Raw genomic sequence first — 16,264 nt, 5'->3', positions numbered from 1 at the left:
TAATTATTGATGAGAAAATTACTTTATATGGCTAGTGCAGTTGCACTGGTAGCTTGTGGTTCAAGCAAAGAAACTACAAATACAGATAATGATGTAACAACAGACCTATCTGCAAAATATGCTAAAACCATTACTGCAAAAGATTTAGGAAAACATCTATTTATCTATGCTTCTGATGAATTTGAAGGAAGAAATACAGGTGAACCTGGACAAAAGAAAGCAGTAAAGTATTTAAAAGATTTTTATGTTAGTCAAGGAATAGCGTCTCCTTTAGGAGGAAATGATTACTTTCAAGAAGTACCTTCAGAATACTTAAGTAACAATCGTAGAGGAATGACTTTAAAAGATTCTGAAAACGTTGTTGCTTTTATCAAGGGAACAGAAAAACCAGATGAAATAGTGGTTATTTCTGCTCACTTAGATCATGAAGGTGTTAAAAATGGGGAGATTTATAACGGTGCAGATGATGACGGATCAGGAACTGTAGCTATTTTAGAAATTGCTGAAGCTTTTAAACAAGCTGCTGATGCTGGCAAAGGTCCTAAGCGTTCTATTTTATTCTTACACGTTACTGGTGAAGAAAAAGGTTTATTAGGATCTAAGTATTATACAGAAAACCCTATTTTCCCATTAGCTAATACTGTTGCTGATTTGAATATTGATATGATTGGTAGAGTTGACGACCGTCATAAAGGAAACCCAAATTACGTATACTTAATTGGCTCTGATAAATTAAGTACTGAATTACACAATATCTCTGAAGCGATGAATAAAAAATATACAAACATCGATTTAGACTATAAATACAACGATGATAACGACCCTAACCGTTTTTATTATCGTTCTGACCATTATAATTTTGCTAAGCACAACATTCCTATTATTTTTTATTTTAATGGAACACATGCCGACTATCACCGACCAACTGATACTCCTGACAAAATCAATTACGAAATGTTAGAAAATAGAGCTCGTTTGGTTTTCCATACTGCTTGGGAAGTTGCAAATCGTGAGAATCGTATTGTGGTTGATAAAGCCGCAGAATAAGGTCTAATCAAATTTAAATTATAAAGTTTAAAAGCTCATCTAAATTAGATGGGCTTTTTATTTGCTTTTAACTTAAATACCATTCCTAAAATATATCCTCTTTTCTTACCATAACGAACCTTAAATAGATTATTTATCTACCAAAATAATTAAATAAGAAAAATAATCTAAAAACTAAACTAATACCTGATAAATAACATTGCTTCGTTTACATTTGCCCGCTTAAATTTTAATACTATGGTTAACGAAGGGAAATTATCATTAGAAAATCAACAAAAACTAGATAAGTTACAGGAAGAATTGGCTTCTGCTCGCGATACTTTTTTAGGGTACCCTGTATCAAAAGATTTTGATTATTCAGAATTAAATAAGTTTTTTCAATATCCAATTAACAACCTTGGTGATCCTTTTGAACAAGGCACTTATCGTGTACGAACCCATGAAATGGAACGTGAGGTTATTGCCTTTTTTGCAAAACTATTTAGAGCTAACCCAAAAGATTTTTGGGGATATGTAACCAATGGTGGCTCAGAAAGCAACCTATATGGTTTATATATAGCTCGTGAGTTGTTTCCTAAAGCTATGGTATATTATTCTGAATCTACTCATTACAGTGTACGTAAAAACATCCATTTATTAAATATTCCAAGTATTGTAATTAAATCGCAAGAAAATGGTGAAATGGATTATGAAGATTTTGAAAATACTGTTCGTATGAATCGTCATAAACCTGTAATTGTATTAGCTACTTTTGGTACAACTATGAAAGAAGCTAAAGACGACATAGGTAAAATTAAAGGCATCTTACACAACCTAGCTATTCAAGATCATTATATTCACTGCGATGCTGCTTTAGCAGGATCATTTGGACCATTTATGCAACCTCGTCTTCCTTTCGATTTTATGGATGGTGCTGATAGTATTTCTATAAGTGGACATAAATTTATTGGTTCACCAATACCGACAGGAGTATTAATGGCTAAAAGATCGAACAGAGACAGAATTGCTAAAGGAATTTCGTACATCGGTTCTTTTGATACTACTATTACAGGCTCTCGTAACGGACATTCTCCTTTATTCTTGTGGTACGCCTTAAAACAATTAGGTGCTGAGGGTTTACAACAACGTTACCTACATAGCTTAGCTGTGGCTGAATATTGCGAAGCTGAATTACAAAAAATTGGAGTAAATGCTTGGAGAAACCCAAATGCAATTACTGTTGTATTACCAAAAACTCCACAAAGTATTAAAGATAAATGGCAGTTAGCTACTGAAGGGAACATTTCTCATGTTATTTGTATGCCTAACGTAACAAAAACTCAAATTGATGAATTTGTAAATGATTTAAAAAATTGTACAGAACAAATTATTGAAGAGGAATTTTCCTATGATTTTTCATTAAGCTAACCTTATATTAATCTAAGACAAGTACTTTTGATTGCTATAAAAGAAAATTTAATTATGAAGAAATTATTATTAAGTACAATGCTACTTGCATTGTCATTTGCTTATGGGCAAGAAAAAAAAGAAAATGAAAAATTAACTATTGAAAAAGATACGTGGTATGTTGGCGGAAATGTTTCTTTAGGACACACCAATTCCGAATTTGAAGATTCACCTGATACTTCTAAGTATTTTAATTTTAACTTCTCCCCTAAGATAGGTTATACTGTCAACGACAACTTAATTCTAGGGTTAGGCTTAGGGTATGGATATACGGAAAGCGAGTTAGGAAACACAACAAATAATCAAGTTAATACAACTAATCATTTTAGAATTTTCCCTTACATCAAAAAATATTTTCCTGTTGGAAAGAAATTGACTATTTCGTTACAAGGAGAATTTAGATATAGCTATTCAGAATATGAAAATAATAATGCTTTAAATTCTAATGGAGGGCATACAAACGAATATTTTATCGGTGTTCGACCAGGAATAACTTATTTCTTAAACAAAAATTTAGCTTTAGAGGCTAACATAGGAGCTTTAGGCTACAACAATGCCACACAAGAGCCTGAAAATTCATCAAAAAGAACTTGGAGTTCTTTCGACTTTAATATAAACTCAACTGATTTAATGTTCGGTTTATCATATTATTGGTAGTATTAAAGTTTACAAATCAAACAAAAAACGCTAAGAAAATTCTTAGCGTTTTTTTATACATTCTATTATTTGAAACTTTTTATTTTGTTGTAATACACTTACCGAAGTAAAAAGCTTTGTTAGGTGCGTACTATAATTCAAATGTGAATTAGCGACTAACAAAAACCTCCCTTCGTTTTTCAAACAATTTTCTACTCCTTTAAAAAGGTTGAGTGTTACTTCAATATTATTCTCATGTTCAAAATGAAAAGGTGGATTCGATACTACTATGTCAAAAGAATTTTCTTTTAACTCCTCTAGAGTATCATCGCATAAAAATTCTGCTTTTTTTCCTTCTAAGTTAATTTTAGATGACTCAATAGCTAAATTAAAATCATCTAGCAAAGTTACTTCTGCTAGTGGATTTTGCTCAGTAACTTCATAAGCTATAACTCCGTTACCAGAAGCTACATCTAACACCTTTAACTCTTCTGTTTTAACTTCTAAATTTTCTAAAAAAAATTGCGTTCCTATATCTACACTTCCAGAAGAGAACACACCATAATATTGCTGTAAAGCTTTACCTTCCCACTGAATAGTATTAATTAGATTTTTCTTTTGAAATTCTTTTTTAGGTGTTTTTAAAATTAACAAACGTGCCTTTTTCCAAGCTTTTGACTGCGTAACTTCTTCAAAATATTGTTCAGCAACCTTTATGTAAGAAGGAGAAAAATACTTAGTCATAAACCCACAAATAACCTCAGTTTTTTCTTGTGAAGCTTTATGGATTTGTTGTAAGAATAACTCAAATAACTCTAAAGACTTTGGAATTTTAATCAAGGCCACTTCTACATGCTGCAAATCATCAATTGGAGTTTTAAAATCAACTTCCGTAGAAAAGTTATTCAATTTTAAATTTTGACGAATTGCTTTTTGCTGACTAGCATACGTCCAAACAGTAGTATTTTTTTTATGCTGTAAAGCACAATTCCACACTCCAAAACGGTCATTAAAAAGGTGTAAACTCTCTACATTCTTATCAGTTATATAATCTAACACTAAGAGTTCAGCGTTACTCCAAGCTCGTAAACTTTTATCAAAAGTCTTAGGGTAACGCTGTAATTGATACGCTTTTAAGTTTATTTTTACTGTAGTATCCAATTAATATTCTACGTTTAATTTACTAAAGTCTTTTCTTTAGCGTAGTAGATTTCATCTAACGAAGTTATTTCCCCTGCTCTATTTCTTCTAAAAATATGTTTTGGCTCCACATCTTCTATTGACTCTTTACCCATAGCTGCAACCATTTCTTTAATTGCACTAATTGTTTTGTTATGGTAATTCTTTACACGCATATTTTTATACTTAACCACCAACGCCTTAACCAAATCTTTTTCTTGTGTTGCAACACCTACAGGACAGGTATCTAAGTTACATTCACGTGCCTGAATACATCCTAAACTTAACATAAAACTACGAGCCATTCCAATTGCATCAGCTCCTAAGGCTAAGTATTTAATCACATCAAAAGCATCAATAGCTTTTCCACTTGCAATAATTTTTATTTGGTCTTTTAATCCGTATTTTTTCAACATTTTATTCACAAAAGACAATCCTTCTAGCAACGGTGTACCAATGTAGTTTGAAAACTCTAAAGGTGCTGAACCTGTACCTCCTTCTCCTCCATCAACAGCTATATAATCAGGATAATTATTAGCATCAGCAAAAGCTTTAATCATCGCTTCAATTTCATCATTGTCTCCAACACAAAACTTAATTCCTATTGGCTTCCCTCCAGATAAATCTCTTACTTGTTGAATAAACGCAACCATTTCATCAAAATTAGAAAAAGCATCATGTGCCGGTGGTGAATCTACTCTTGTAAAAGGCTCTACAGAACGAATTTCAGCAATTTCTTTTGTATTCTTTTTTGCAGGAAGAATTCCACCGTGACCTGGTTTAGCTCCTTGTGAAAGCTTTATTTCAACCATCTTCACCTCTTCTCTGTTTGCATTCTTCTTAAAAACCTCAGCATCAAAAGTACGTTTTCCGTTTACGCTTTTTCCCGCTCCAAAATACCCTGTACCAACCTGAAAAATTAAATCTCCACCTTGCAAATGATAAGGAGAAATACCTCCTTCACCTGTATTATGTGCGAAGCCTCCCATTTTTGCCCCTTGATTCAATGCCATTATTGCATTTTTACTCAACGAACCGAAAGACATAGCTGAAATATTGATTATAGAAGAATTATATTTTTGTGTACACTTATCTGAACCTATAAGTACTCTTTCACCATTAATATGATGATGATCTTTAGGAAATAACGAATGCTTTACAAACTCATATCCTTTTGCATATACATTGTGTTGTGTACCGAAAGGAACTGTTTCTATTTCTTTTTTCGATCGCTGATAAACAATACTTCTTTTCTCACGGTTAATAGGTTTTCCGCTTAAATCATCTTCAATAAAATATTGCTGAATTTTTTCTCGCTCTTCTTCAAATACCCAACGCAAACGAGCAATTACAGGAAAAGCACGCATTAGTGAGTGCTTTTTTTGAATAAAGGCATCATATATTGCTAATAATGTTACCGCTGAAGCAACAGTTAACAAAATATAATTTCCCATATCTGGCATGAAATAAACCAACACACCACATAATATATTAATTACAATAATAACAGATAAAATGGTATCTCTCATCTCTTTTGTTTTTCTGGCAAAAATACAATTTTAACATAAAAAAAGCTCTGACATATAGCCAGAGCTTTCTTTTATATTTAAAATACTTAAAATTACTTTTTGAATTTCGCGTATTTGTTTTTGAACTTATCAATACGCCCTGCAGTATCTACTAACTTAGACTTACCAGTGTAGAAAGGATGTGAAGTTCTTGAAATTTCTAATTTGATTAATGGATACTCAACTCCTTCTACTTCTAAAGTTTCTTTTGTGTTAGCAGTTGAACGTGTTAAAAAAACATCTCCGTTAGACATGTCTTTAAACGCTACCATTCTATAATTTTCTGGATGTATACCTTTTTTCATCTCTTGTAAATTTAAAATCTTTTATTTTTGTTGAAAAAATTATAAAGTTGGTAAAGCTTTATAGTTGTTTCATATATCAAAAACCTGCAATGGCTATTTGAGGGTGCAAATTTAACCCTTTTTTTTAATTTGCAAACAAATAATTTGCTTTAATTTGTACAACATCTTTATAAACTACAGAAAATAACATTTTATATATGCGTTTTTATAAACTTTTAACTTTAGGATTAACTACTTTACTTATAACTTCTTGTAGCGAAACTAATTACAAATTTAAATTAGACACTACTAAAAAAACTACCCTAGGTAAAAAAGCTGCTATTAAGTTTGAACAATTAAAGGGTGAACAGATAGATTCTGTACAACTTTATGTAAACAACAAACGTGTAAATACTAACGAAACAAGTGTTACTATTAACACTGCTGATTTTGGTGTAGGAAAACATGCTGTTACTGCTTTAGCTTTTTATCCTAACAAATCAAAAAAAATAAACAACTCTATTGAGGTATTGGCTAAAGAAGCTCCTGCTGTATATTCTTATAAAATTGTAAATATTTATCCGCACGATAAAGGAGCATACACTCAAGGGTTAGAATACAAAAACGGTTATTTATACGAAAGTACAGGTCGTAATGGTGAATCTACTTTAAGAAAAGTTGAATTAGAAACTGGAAAAGTTTTACAAAAAACCGATTTAGATGAAAAGTACTTTGGTGAAGGAATGACCATTTTTAACAATAAAATTTATTGGTTAACATGGCATGCTCGAAAAGGGTTTATCTACGATTTTGAAACATTTAAACAACTTGGTAGCTTTAATTATACAAATAGTAATCAAGGATGGGGTTTAACGCACAACGGTTCTGAACTTATCAAAACAGATGGTAGTAACAAGGTTTGGTTTTTAGATGCAAACACCCAACAAGAAAAAAGAAGTGTACAAGTATACACTAATAAATACCCTGTTGATAATTTAAATGAAATCGAACTTATCAACGGAAAAATTTACGCAAACAAATGGCAACAAAACTCAATAGTTATTATCAATCCAGAAACAGGTGTTGTTGAAGGTGTAGCTAACTTAAATGGGTTAAGAGATATTGTTGCTAAAGATCAAACTTTAGAACCTCAAGATGATGTATTAAACGGAATTGCATATGATTCTGAAAACAACCGTTTATTTGTTACAGGAAAACATTGGGGAAAATTATTTGAAATAGAATTAATCAAACAATAATCTACTACCTAAAATCATGAAAAATACCCTTCCCATACTAGCCCTTATTTTATCTATTGTTGTAATGTCTTGTAGAAAAGATTTCACTACAGTGCCTAGTTATGGGAAGCTACAATTTTCAAAAGACACAGTATTTCTAGATACTATTTTTAGCAATATAGGCTCAGCAACCTATAACTTAAAAGTATATAATAAGAGTAACAAAACCATTACTATTCCAGAAATTAAACTAGAGAATGGAGGTACTTCAAATTACCGATTAAACGTAGATGGTTTAGCTGGTGATAACTTTAATAACATCGATGTTTTAGCAAATGATAGTATCTATGTATTTATAGAAACTACTATTGATGCTAATACTGTTGCCGACCCTTTATATACTGATAAAATATTATTTGATAATGGAGAAAATCAACAAGATGTAGATTTAGTTACTTTAGTACAAGACGCACATTTTATTTTTCCTTCTAAAAACAGTTCGGGTATTGAGACATTAACTATTGATGGTAAAGAAACTGAGATTCAAGGTCGCTTTTTAACTGATGAAGAACTCACTTTTAGCAATGAAAAGCCCTATGTTATTTACGGTTATGCAGCAGTACCTTCTAGTAAAACACTAACAATTGAAGCGGGAGCTAAAATTTACTTTCACAACAATTCTGGATTAATTATTGATAAAGACGCTAGCTTAAAAACCAATGGAACTTTAGATGAAAAAATTATTTTTGAAGGTGACCGATTAGAACATCAGTTTAGTGAAATTCCAGGACAATGGGGAGCTATTTGGATACGCGAAGGTAGTTATAACAACGAACTAAATCATACTCAAATTAAAAATGGAACTGTTGGAGTTCTTGTTGACGGACAAAATACTTCCTCTCCTACGCTAACTATAAAAAACACTGAGATATATAACAGTTCAAATTATGGTGTTTTAGGTAGAAATACTCATATCGAAGGAGAGAACTTAGTAATAGGTAGTACAGGACAATCTGCATTAGCTTGTACTTTTGGAGGAAAGTATAATTTTACCCATGCCACTTTTGCTAATTTTTGGAATAATAGTGTCCGTCAATTACCTTCAGTATTAGTAAATAATCATATCACTTATATCAACGATAGCAACCAAGAAGTTACTGAAGTTAATGATTTAGTTAGCGCTAATTTTACAAACTGTATTATTGAAGGAAATAACAATATAGAGTTTATACTTGATAGAATTGATGGAACAACTTTTAACTACATGGTTGAAAATTGCCTAATCAAATTTGATGATTTTAATAATTCATTTGTAGATAATAATGAATTAAATTTTGATGACACTTCACATTATCTAAACAACATTTTAAACGGAGAACCTAACTTTAAAGATGTTACTGAAAATGGATTTGTCATTGATAAAAACAGTGATGCTATTAATAAAGCAAAACCTTCCGCTGTTTCTGAAGATATTTTAGGTACTCCTCGAAACTCTATGCCAGATATTGGCGCTTATCAACATACTGAATTTTAAGCCAATAAGGTTTATCTACAAAAACACTTCCATTTAACGATTAAAACAATCCATTCATCGAATTATAACTAATTATACTACTAAGTAAATATATATTTGTAGTGTATTTGTTTCATTCATAGTAATAAAATAAATAGATTAATTAGTTTGGTTAGTTGAGAGCTATTCTTCTTAACCGTAATGAATAGCTCTTTTTTTAGAGGAAAATTAATAGTAATATATATAAAAATATTTGTCGGGGGGCAATACTAATAGATTGAGGAATCTATACAGGGTAAAAGAAGGAATACGTAGGTATTCCTTTTTTACTTATTATTATAAGCTGTAAGCTTTAAAACACTACTTAACTTTTTTAAATACTTTTCCGTTTTTCATCACAAATACTACATTTTCCATCGTATGTATATTTTGGATAGGGTCTTCATCTACTGCGACGATGTCTGCTAAAAAACCTTTTTTAACCTGACCTAGCTCATTTTTCATATCTAACAATGCTGCATTAGTTACTGTAGCAGATTGAATGGTTTCCATAGCTGGCATTCCTGCCTCTACCATATAGCCAAATTCTTTTCCATTCTTACCGTGTTCAAATACTCCAGCATCAGTACCAAAAGCTATTTTTACTCCTCTTTTGTAGGCTCTACTAAAAGTTCCTTGTATTTGCGGACCAACAGCTAAAGCTTTAGGTACTACAATTTCTGGATAAAATCCTTTTACTTTTGCTTTCTCTTCAACCTCTTTTCCTGCTGTAATAGTAGGCACTAAGTACGCATCATGCTTTTTCATCAACTCCATGGTAACATCACTCATATAGGTTCCATGCTCTATAGTTTTTACCCCTCCAATAATAGCTCGCTGCATTCCTTCATCTCCATGAGCATGAGCTGCCACATGCATTCCGTAGTCTTTTGCAGTTTCACAAATCGCTTTTATTTCATCAATATTAAATTGTGGATTATCGCCACTTTTAGCCACACTTAGCACACCTCCTGTTGCTGTAATTTTTATACAGTCAGCTCCATTTTTATAACGTTGACGTACTGCTTTTTTAGCATCTTCAACCGAATTCACAACCCCTTCTTTCGGACCTGGATTACCTATTAATTCTCTACTACTACCGTTTGTTGGATCTGCATGCCCACCTGTAGTAGCTAAAGATTTCCCTGCTGTAAACACTCGTGGACCAGTTATTTTTCCAGCTTTTATTGCCTTTGCTAATGAAATATTCACTCCTGTTCCTCCTAAGTCTCTTACTGTCGTAAAACCATTCAATAAAGTTGTTTCTGCAAACTTTACAGAGTTATACGCTCTATCAGCTTCATTTAAAATATATTTTTCCAACCTTGATTTCGGACTATGTTCACTTTCAATATGCACGTGCATATCAATTAGTCCTGGCATTACTACCTTATCTTTTAAGTCTATAACAACATCTTCTGAATTTTCAGGACTCACATATCCTTTTAAAACATCAATAATTTTATTTCCATTTACTACAATGGTTTGCTCTTTATTTATTTTACCTTTTTCCGTATCAATTAACTTTCCGCAGAATATATAGGTATTCTGAGCAAATGAAACAATCGACATCGTTAAAAACAGTGCTAAAAAAAATCTTTTTTTCATGATAATTTAAGAATGATTAAGCAATAAATGTAGTGATTTTTATGTAGCTTGCCTTTTTAAATTTTAACAGTTACATGAAGAACGTTGTTATTACAGGAACCAGTAGAGGTATTGGTTTTGAATTAGCACAGCAGTTTGCTAATCAAGGACATCAGGTATTAGCATTATCTAGAAACACAAAACCTTTAGAGCAAATAAATCATTCAAACATCACAACTATTTCTGTTGATTTATCTAACGAAATAGATATAGAAAAAGCGGTTAGTTTTGTTACTACTGAATGGAAAAAGGTAGATATTCTTATCAATAACGCAGGAAAACTGATTAATAAACCTTTTGAACAATTAACTACACAAGATTTTGAAGAGGTATATAGAGTAAATGTTTTTGCAGTTGCTGAATTAACTAGAAACCTTTTACCGTTTATGCAAAAAGGAAGTCATGTAGTAACTGTGAGTAGCATGGGTGGAATACAAGGAAGTATGAAGTTCCCTGGATTAGCTGCCTACAGCTCTGCCAAAGGAGCAGTAATTACTTTATCTGAATTACTAGCTGAAGAATATAAAGAGCAACAAATAGCTTTTAACGTCTTAGCCTTAGGTGCTGTACAAACAGAAATGTTAGAAGAAGCTTTCCCTGGTTATGAAGCTCCTTTATCGGCTAAAGAAATGGCTAACTACATTTTTGATTTTGCTTTAACAGGTAATAAGTATTACAACGGTAAAGTTTTACAAGTTTCTAGTTCTACTCCTTAGAGAAATAACGATTGTCACTTCGAGTGATTTTCGTTCAACATAATTGAAAAGAAAATTGTATCGAGAAGTATTAGCTAGTTCTCGATGCAATTTTTATTTTTCCATTTTATTTCAAAATAAAAACCACTCGAACTGACATTTGAAAAAGACATTGATTAAATACATCCCTGAAGAAGCTATTCCATTAGTTGAATATTTAATTATTGAGCATAAAATCAATTTAAAAATAGTGAGTGAACGTCAGACCAAACACGGTGATTTTCGTCGCTTACCAAATGGACACATGCAGATTACGGTCAACAATAATTTGAATCCTTATCAGTTTTTACTAACTCTAATTCATGAAATTGCGCATCATGTAACGTATCAAAAATTTGGAAGAGTACAACCGCATGGTAAAGAATGGAAAACAGTATTTCAGCATTTAATGCTCCCTTTTTTACAACCAGAAATTTATCCAAAAAACATTCTACCATATTTAGCCAACTACCTAAAAAACCCAAAAGCTAGTACCGATGCTGATGTAAATTTATCACTGGCATTACGAGGTGGAAAATCAGAAGACGGAAAGAACTTTATCTTTGAAATACCTAATGGAAGCGTTTTTCAATTCAAGGAAAAACTATACAAAAGAGGTGATAAACGAAGAACACGCTATGAATGTTTAAATTTAGAAAACAAGCGTGTATATTTATTCAACCAAAATGCAGAAGTGAAACTAGTAGCTTTAAACAAATAACACTTGTATGAATACTAATTATTACGCAGTAATTATGGCAGGCGGTGTAGGTTCTCGCCTTTGGCCTGTAAGTACTGAAAAGTACCCTAAGCAATTTCATGATTTATTAGGAACTGGAGAGTCTTTGTTACAAAAAACCTTCAACAGAATTAATCAATTAATTCCAGCAGAAAATATTTTAATTGCCACGAATGAACGCTACGAAGAGTTAGTATTAGAACAACTTCCTGAAATTAACAACAAACAGCTACTACTCGAACCTACAATGCGCAACACTGCTCCTTGTATTTTGTATGCTGCGTTAAAAATTCATCAGCAAAATAAAAATGCAGTGATGTTAGTTGCTCCATCGGATCATTGGATAGAAAACGAAACTGAATTTATTAAGAATATTGAGACTTCTTTTAACGCTTGTGCTAAAGAAGACATATTAATGACTTTAGGAATTCAACCAAATCATCCTAATACAGGGTATGGTTATATTCAGTTTGAAGAAAATTCTTCTGAAATAAAAAAAGTAAAAACCTTTACTGAAAAACCTAACCTAGAAAAAGCTACGCAATTTTTAGTAAATGGTGATTATCTGTGGAATGCCGGTATTTTTGTTTGGTCAGTCTCAAGTATTTTAGACGCTTTTAAAAAGCATCTTCCAAAAATGGTTGACATTTTAGATAATGGAAACAATGTATACAACACCGATCTTGAAGGCGATTTTATAAAGAATAACTATGAAAAGTGTGAAAACATTTCTATTGACTTCGGAATTATGGAACGCTCAGAAAAAGTACATGTACTCCCTGTAAATTTTGGTTGGGACGATTTAGGTACTTGGGGTTCTTTATACAACAAACTAGGTAAAGACAAGTATCAAAATGCAACTGTTGGAGCTAATACTATTTTTAAAAACGCTAATGGAAATATGATTAGCACTCAAAATGGCAAGAAAGTAGTGGTTCAAGGTTTACAAGATTTTATTATCGTAGAAAAAGACGATGTCTTGGTTATTTGTCCACGCAAAGACGAGCAAGATATAAAGCAATTACAAGCAAAAGCTAAAAATCAATTTTAACAAACACTTTTTTTTTACACCTTATATTGATTTATGGAATATTCTAACATTCTTAACATAGGTATTTTAGCTCATGTTGATGCTGGTAAAACTACCTTGACAGAACATTTATTATACCATACAGGAGCCATAAGAAATATAGGAAGTGTAGATAAAGGCTCAACTGTTACTGACAGTCTAGCATTAGAAAAAGAACGTGGAATTTCCATAAAAGCAGCCACTACCTCTTTTATTTGGAATAACACCAAAGTTAACTTAATTGATACTCCTGGGCACGTAGATTTTTCGAGTGAAGTTGCAAGAACATTATGTGTGGTAGATGCGGTTGTTTTGGTAATTTCAGCAGTTGAAGGTGTTCAAGCACATACTTTAACTATTACGGATGCTTTACAAAAGCTAGAAATTCCTACGATAATCTTCATTAATAAAATTGACCGACAAGGAGCCGATACTGAGAATGTTTTAGATCAAATAAAAAATGAGCTTAAATTTAAAATTGCTCCCATTTACACTGCTCATGATGAAGGATTAGATACTACATCCATCAGTCCTGTTTTTAATAACAGTTCAGTAACCAAAGAACAAAAAGAAACCTTTTTAGAAGAGTTAATTGAAACCAATGAAAGTTTGTTAGAACATTACTTAAACGGCGATACTATTACTGATGAAACTTACATAAATACTATTATAAGAAACACTTCTAAAGCTTCAATATCTCCTGTGTTTACAGGAATTGCAAAAAACAATATTGGTGTAAAAGAACTACTAGATGGACTGACCAATTTTATCAAATCTGGCAAAAAAAACACTTCTCAAGAAGCCTCTGCTTATGTTTATAAAATAGAGCACCATAAAGTTCATGGCGTTATGGCACATGTAAAAGTGTTTTCTGGTGAATTATCTTCTAAATCGGTTATTTACAACCACACCCAAGTCTTAGAAACTAAAATAAACCAATCAAAAGTTTTCCATCATACAAAACATATTGACGCTACCATTAAAACTGGTGATATTGGAATTATTACAGGGGTCGTTGACACAAAAACTGGAGATATTTTAGGTAATCCCGAAGGAATTCCAAAATTACCCGAATTAAACACACCTGTTTTAAGTGTTCAAGTACTACCTGATAATGATAAAGATTATAATGCCTTAGCACAAGCATTACAGATCATTGACAAAGAAGACCCTACCCTTCAATTCAAATGGCATAAACCTGAAAAGGAACTCTTATTATTGTTAATGGGAGACATGCAAATTGAAGTACTAACCCATATATTACTAGAACGGTTTTCAATCCCTGTTCGTTTTACCGAACCTCAAATTGTATACAAAGAAACCATAAGCAAAGCTGCAGAAGGTTATGTTCGCTATTGGATGCCTAAACCTTGTTGGGCTATTATGACTTTTTTAATTGAACCTGCTCCCTTAAACTCTGGTGTTAGTTATCAATCTATTGTATCTAAAAATGATATTCATAACAAATATCAAAACGAAATAGCTAGAACGATTCCAAGAGCCTTAGAGCAAGGGTTATTAGGTTGGGAAGTTACCGATGTAAAGATAACGTTGATTAAAGGTGAAGACCATAATGTACACTCAAGACCTGGTGATTTTAATTTAGCTACCCCAATGGGAATCATGAAAGGTTTACAAGCTGGCGGAACTCATTTGTTAGAACCCTTAGTTCGCTTTGAAATAAAAACCAATGAAGAGTTTTTAAGTAAAATTATTTCTGAACTTACAACTAGAAGAGCAACAATCAACTCTCCTACTTTTCAAAATGAAATGATGCATCTTACAGGAACAATTCCTGTAGCCACTTCTTTAGATTTAAGTATTAAGTTAAATACTATTTGTAGTGGTCGTATACGTTTACGAATGGTTTTTCATGGCTATGATGTATGTCCTGAAGGAGAAGGCAAATCGAGAGATTTTAAAGGAGTGAATCCATTAGACGAAGCGCAATGGATACTACACCGTCGTGGTGCTTATAAAGCTGACGAACGAGTAATTTAGCTCCTCTTTTTTATTTCTTCTAATACCAAAGAATTAAAAACTTTCTCTTCACTTAAAAACTTACTTTTTATAGAAATATAGTTTAGTTGATCAATCTTCCCCTCCAATCGCATATAATCCTTTTCAGTAGTTAAAATGATTTTTTGTTGAGATGGTAATCCTTCAAAAGATTTCTTAATATTCTCAATATCTTGATGAGTAAAATTGTGGTGGTCTGGAAAATTTAAATGCTTAAAACCTACTTTCTTTTCCTTTAAAAAGTTCAATAATGGTGTCGGATTTGCAATTCCAGTTATTAACAATATCTCTTTATGCTGCAAATCAGCAATTGCTAATTCATCATCTGTACCTTTTATATTTTCATCGTAAGCAATCGTAGTAAAGAACACTTTTTGATAAGCCTTCGGATTAATCTTGCGCACTATCTTTCCTTGCTCCGATTTCGATAAATTCTCAGGACATTTAGTAACCACAACTACACTTGCTCTTTTAGCTCCTCTCCTACTTTCTCTTAAATTTCCTGTAGGCAATAAAAAATCATCCACATACAAATCGTTGTATTTTGTTAGTAAAATATAACTACTTGCAGTTACTTTTCTGTGTTGATAAGCATCATCTAACAATACTACTTGTGGTGGATTATCATTCTGTAACAACTGCTGAATTCCGTTTGTTCTATCAGCATCCACAGCCACTATAATATCTTTTTTAAATTTCTTATAAAACTGTAAAGGTTCATCACCAACATCTTCTGCGGTATGGGTATCGTTCACCAACTGAAAACCTTCTGTTTTACGTTTGTACCCACGACTTAACACCGCTATTTTATAATCATCCTTTAATAAACGTATCAAGTATTCAATCTGCGGAGATTTTCCTGTTCCACCAACACTTAAATTTCCAACAGCAATCACAGGAATATCAAAAGAAGTAGATTTTAAAATGCCTACATTAAAAAACCAATTGCGAATTCTCGTAATAGCATCGTACAAAACAGCAAACGGAAATAATAAAAATCGAAGTAGCTTCATTACACCAAAAGTAATAATTTAAGCATTAATGTACAGGATACTTTTATTTTCATTTTTCTACTTTGTAACTTTGCTATAGTAATATTTTGAAAA

14 protein-coding genes are annotated in these 16,264 nt (G+C 32.0%); 9 read left to right on the top strand and 5 right to left on the bottom strand.

Annotation, left to right across the window (positions count from 1 at the left end; translation table 11 throughout):
• Window positions 1-9: 9 nt before the first annotated feature.
• From ACTPNM_RS07360 to ACTPNM_RS07350, 3 genes are all read left to right on the top strand, one after another.
• Window positions 10-1,047 (top strand): M28 family metallopeptidase, encoded by a 1,038-nt coding sequence (locus tag ACTPNM_RS07360; protein WP_274640154.1) that lies wholly within the window; start codon window positions 10-12, stop codon window positions 1,045-1,047.
• A 237-nt stretch (window positions 1,048-1,284) separates the two neighbouring features.
• Window positions 1,285-2,454, top strand: coding sequence for a histidine decarboxylase (locus ACTPNM_RS07355; RefSeq protein ID WP_440121186.1), 1,170 nt, complete (start codon window positions 1,285-1,287; stop codon window positions 2,452-2,454).
• Between the two features lie 54 nt (window positions 2,455-2,508).
• A complete protein-coding gene (locus ACTPNM_RS07350; RefSeq protein WP_440121185.1) occupies window positions 2,509-3,150 on the top strand; it encodes an outer membrane beta-barrel protein in 642 nt (213 codons plus the stop codon).
• A gap of 42 nt (window positions 3,151-3,192) precedes the next feature.
• Here the strand turns inward: ACTPNM_RS07350 and ACTPNM_RS07345 are convergent, their stop codons facing one another.
• The 3 genes from ACTPNM_RS07345 to ACTPNM_RS07335 form a co-directional block, all read right to left on the bottom strand.
• Complete coding sequence (locus tag ACTPNM_RS07345) at window positions 3,193-4,290, bottom strand: methyltransferase (RefSeq protein ID WP_440121184.1); 1,098 nt, start codon at window positions 4,288-4,290, stop codon at window positions 3,193-3,195.
• A gap of 14 nt (window positions 4,291-4,304) precedes the next feature.
• Window positions 4,305-5,837 (bottom strand): FMN-binding glutamate synthase family protein, encoded by a 1,533-nt coding sequence (locus ACTPNM_RS07340; protein ID WP_099213808.1) that lies wholly within the window; start codon window positions 5,835-5,837, stop codon window positions 4,305-4,307.
• Window positions 5,838-5,929: 92 nt separating this feature from the next.
• Window positions 5,930-6,181 (bottom strand): type B 50S ribosomal protein L31, encoded by a 252-nt coding sequence (locus ACTPNM_RS07335; RefSeq protein ID WP_047789607.1) that lies wholly within the window; start codon window positions 6,179-6,181, stop codon window positions 5,930-5,932.
• Window positions 6,182-6,378: 197 nt separating this feature from the next.
• On the opposite strand from ACTPNM_RS07335, the gene ACTPNM_RS07330 reads away from it, so the two are divergent.
• Both ACTPNM_RS07330 and ACTPNM_RS07325 read left to right on the top strand, forming a co-directional pair.
• The gene (locus tag ACTPNM_RS07330; RefSeq protein ID WP_440121183.1) at window positions 6,379-7,419 is read left to right on the top strand and encodes a glutaminyl-peptide cyclotransferase; all 1,041 of its coding nucleotides are present in this window, start codon (window positions 6,379-6,381) and stop codon (window positions 7,417-7,419) included.
• 16 nt (window positions 7,420-7,435) lie between these two features.
• Complete coding sequence (locus ACTPNM_RS07325) at window positions 7,436-8,932, top strand: hypothetical protein (protein WP_440121182.1); 1,497 nt, start codon at window positions 7,436-7,438, stop codon at window positions 8,930-8,932.
• A 339-nt stretch (window positions 8,933-9,271) separates the two neighbouring features.
• On the opposite strand, the gene ACTPNM_RS07320 is transcribed toward ACTPNM_RS07325, so the two are convergent.
• Entirely contained in the window at window positions 9,272-10,558 is a 1,287-nt protein-coding gene (locus tag ACTPNM_RS07320) for an amidohydrolase family protein (RefSeq protein WP_440121181.1), read from the bottom strand.
• A gap of 74 nt (window positions 10,559-10,632) precedes the next feature.
• On the opposite strand from ACTPNM_RS07320, the gene ACTPNM_RS07315 reads away from it, so the two are divergent.
• The 4 genes from ACTPNM_RS07315 to ACTPNM_RS07300 all read left to right on the top strand — a co-directional run bounded on the left by ACTPNM_RS07315 (window position 10,633) and on the right by ACTPNM_RS07300 (window position 15,140).
• The gene (locus ACTPNM_RS07315) at window positions 10,633-11,313 is read left to right on the top strand and encodes an SDR family NAD(P)-dependent oxidoreductase (RefSeq protein WP_440121180.1); all 681 of its coding nucleotides are present in this window, start codon (window positions 10,633-10,635) and stop codon (window positions 11,311-11,313) included.
• Window positions 11,314-11,464: 151 nt separating this feature from the next.
• Window positions 11,465-12,052: a SprT-like domain-containing protein gene (locus ACTPNM_RS07310; protein WP_440067341.1), complete on the top strand. Its 588-nt coding sequence runs from the start codon at window positions 11,465-11,467 to the stop codon at window positions 12,050-12,052.
• A 7-nt stretch (window positions 12,053-12,059) separates the two neighbouring features.
• Window positions 12,060-13,121 carry a mannose-1-phosphate guanylyltransferase gene (locus ACTPNM_RS07305; RefSeq protein WP_440121179.1) on the top strand — a complete coding sequence of 354 codons (1,062 nt, stop codon included), beginning with the start codon at window positions 12,060-12,062 and terminating at the stop codon, window positions 13,119-13,121.
• Between the two features lie 33 nt (window positions 13,122-13,154).
• Window positions 13,155-15,140 carry a GTP-binding protein gene (locus tag ACTPNM_RS07300; RefSeq protein WP_440121178.1) on the top strand — a complete coding sequence of 662 codons (1,986 nt, stop codon included), beginning with the start codon at window positions 13,155-13,157 and terminating at the stop codon, window positions 15,138-15,140.
• Here the strand turns inward: ACTPNM_RS07300 and lpxK are convergent.
• Complete coding sequence (gene lpxK, locus ACTPNM_RS07295) at window positions 15,137-16,171, bottom strand: tetraacyldisaccharide 4'-kinase (protein WP_440121177.1); 1,035 nt, start codon at window positions 16,169-16,171, stop codon at window positions 15,137-15,139. The two genes, ACTPNM_RS07300 and lpxK, sit on opposite strands and share 4 nt — an antisense overlap.
• Window positions 16,172-16,264 lie beyond the last annotated feature (93 nt).

It is taken from the genome of Tenacibaculum sp. Ill (assembly GCF_051938915.1).
GTDB lineage: Bacteria > Bacteroidota > Bacteroidia > Flavobacteriales > Flavobacteriaceae > Polaribacter > Polaribacter larymnensis.
Note: the sequence above shows the minus strand (reverse complement) of the source record. Positions and strands in the feature narration are given on the sequence as shown.

Excerpts from the sequence above, each read along its gene's own strand:
- ACTPNM_RS07360 (WP_274640154.1), top strand. The coding sequence starts at position 10 with ATGAGAAAATTACTTTATATGGCTAGTGCAGTTGCACTGGTAGCTTGT.
- lpxK (WP_440121177.1), bottom strand. The coding sequence starts at position 16,171 with ATGAAGCTACTTCGATTTTTATTATTTCCGTTTGCTGTTTTGTACGAT.
- ACTPNM_RS07335 (WP_047789607.1), bottom strand. The coding sequence starts at position 6,181 with ATGAAAAAAGGTATACATCCAGAAAATTATAGAATGGTAGCGTTTAAA.
- ACTPNM_RS07315 (WP_440121180.1), top strand. The coding sequence starts at position 10,633 with ATGAAGAACGTTGTTATTACAGGAACCAGTAGAGGTATTGGTTTTGAA.
- ACTPNM_RS07325 (WP_440121182.1), top strand. The coding sequence starts at position 7,436 with ATGAAAAATACCCTTCCCATACTAGCCCTTATTTTATCTATTGTTGTA.
- ACTPNM_RS07305 (WP_440121179.1), top strand. The coding sequence starts at position 12,060 with ATGAATACTAATTATTACGCAGTAATTATGGCAGGCGGTGTAGGTTCT.
- ACTPNM_RS07355 (WP_440121186.1), top strand. The coding sequence starts at position 1,285 with ATGGTTAACGAAGGGAAATTATCATTAGAAAATCAACAAAAACTAGAT.
- ACTPNM_RS07350 (WP_440121185.1), top strand. The coding sequence starts at position 2,509 with ATGAAGAAATTATTATTAAGTACAATGCTACTTGCATTGTCATTTGCT.
- ACTPNM_RS07320 (WP_440121181.1), bottom strand. The coding sequence starts at position 10,558 with ATGAAAAAAAGATTTTTTTTAGCACTGTTTTTAACGATGTCGATTGTT.
- ACTPNM_RS07340 (WP_099213808.1), bottom strand. The coding sequence starts at position 5,837 with ATGAGAGATACCATTTTATCTGTTATTATTGTAATTAATATATTATGT.
- ACTPNM_RS07300 (WP_440121178.1), top strand. The coding sequence starts at position 13,155 with ATGGAATATTCTAACATTCTTAACATAGGTATTTTAGCTCATGTTGAT.
- ACTPNM_RS07330 (WP_440121183.1), top strand. The coding sequence starts at position 6,379 with ATGCGTTTTTATAAACTTTTAACTTTAGGATTAACTACTTTACTTATA.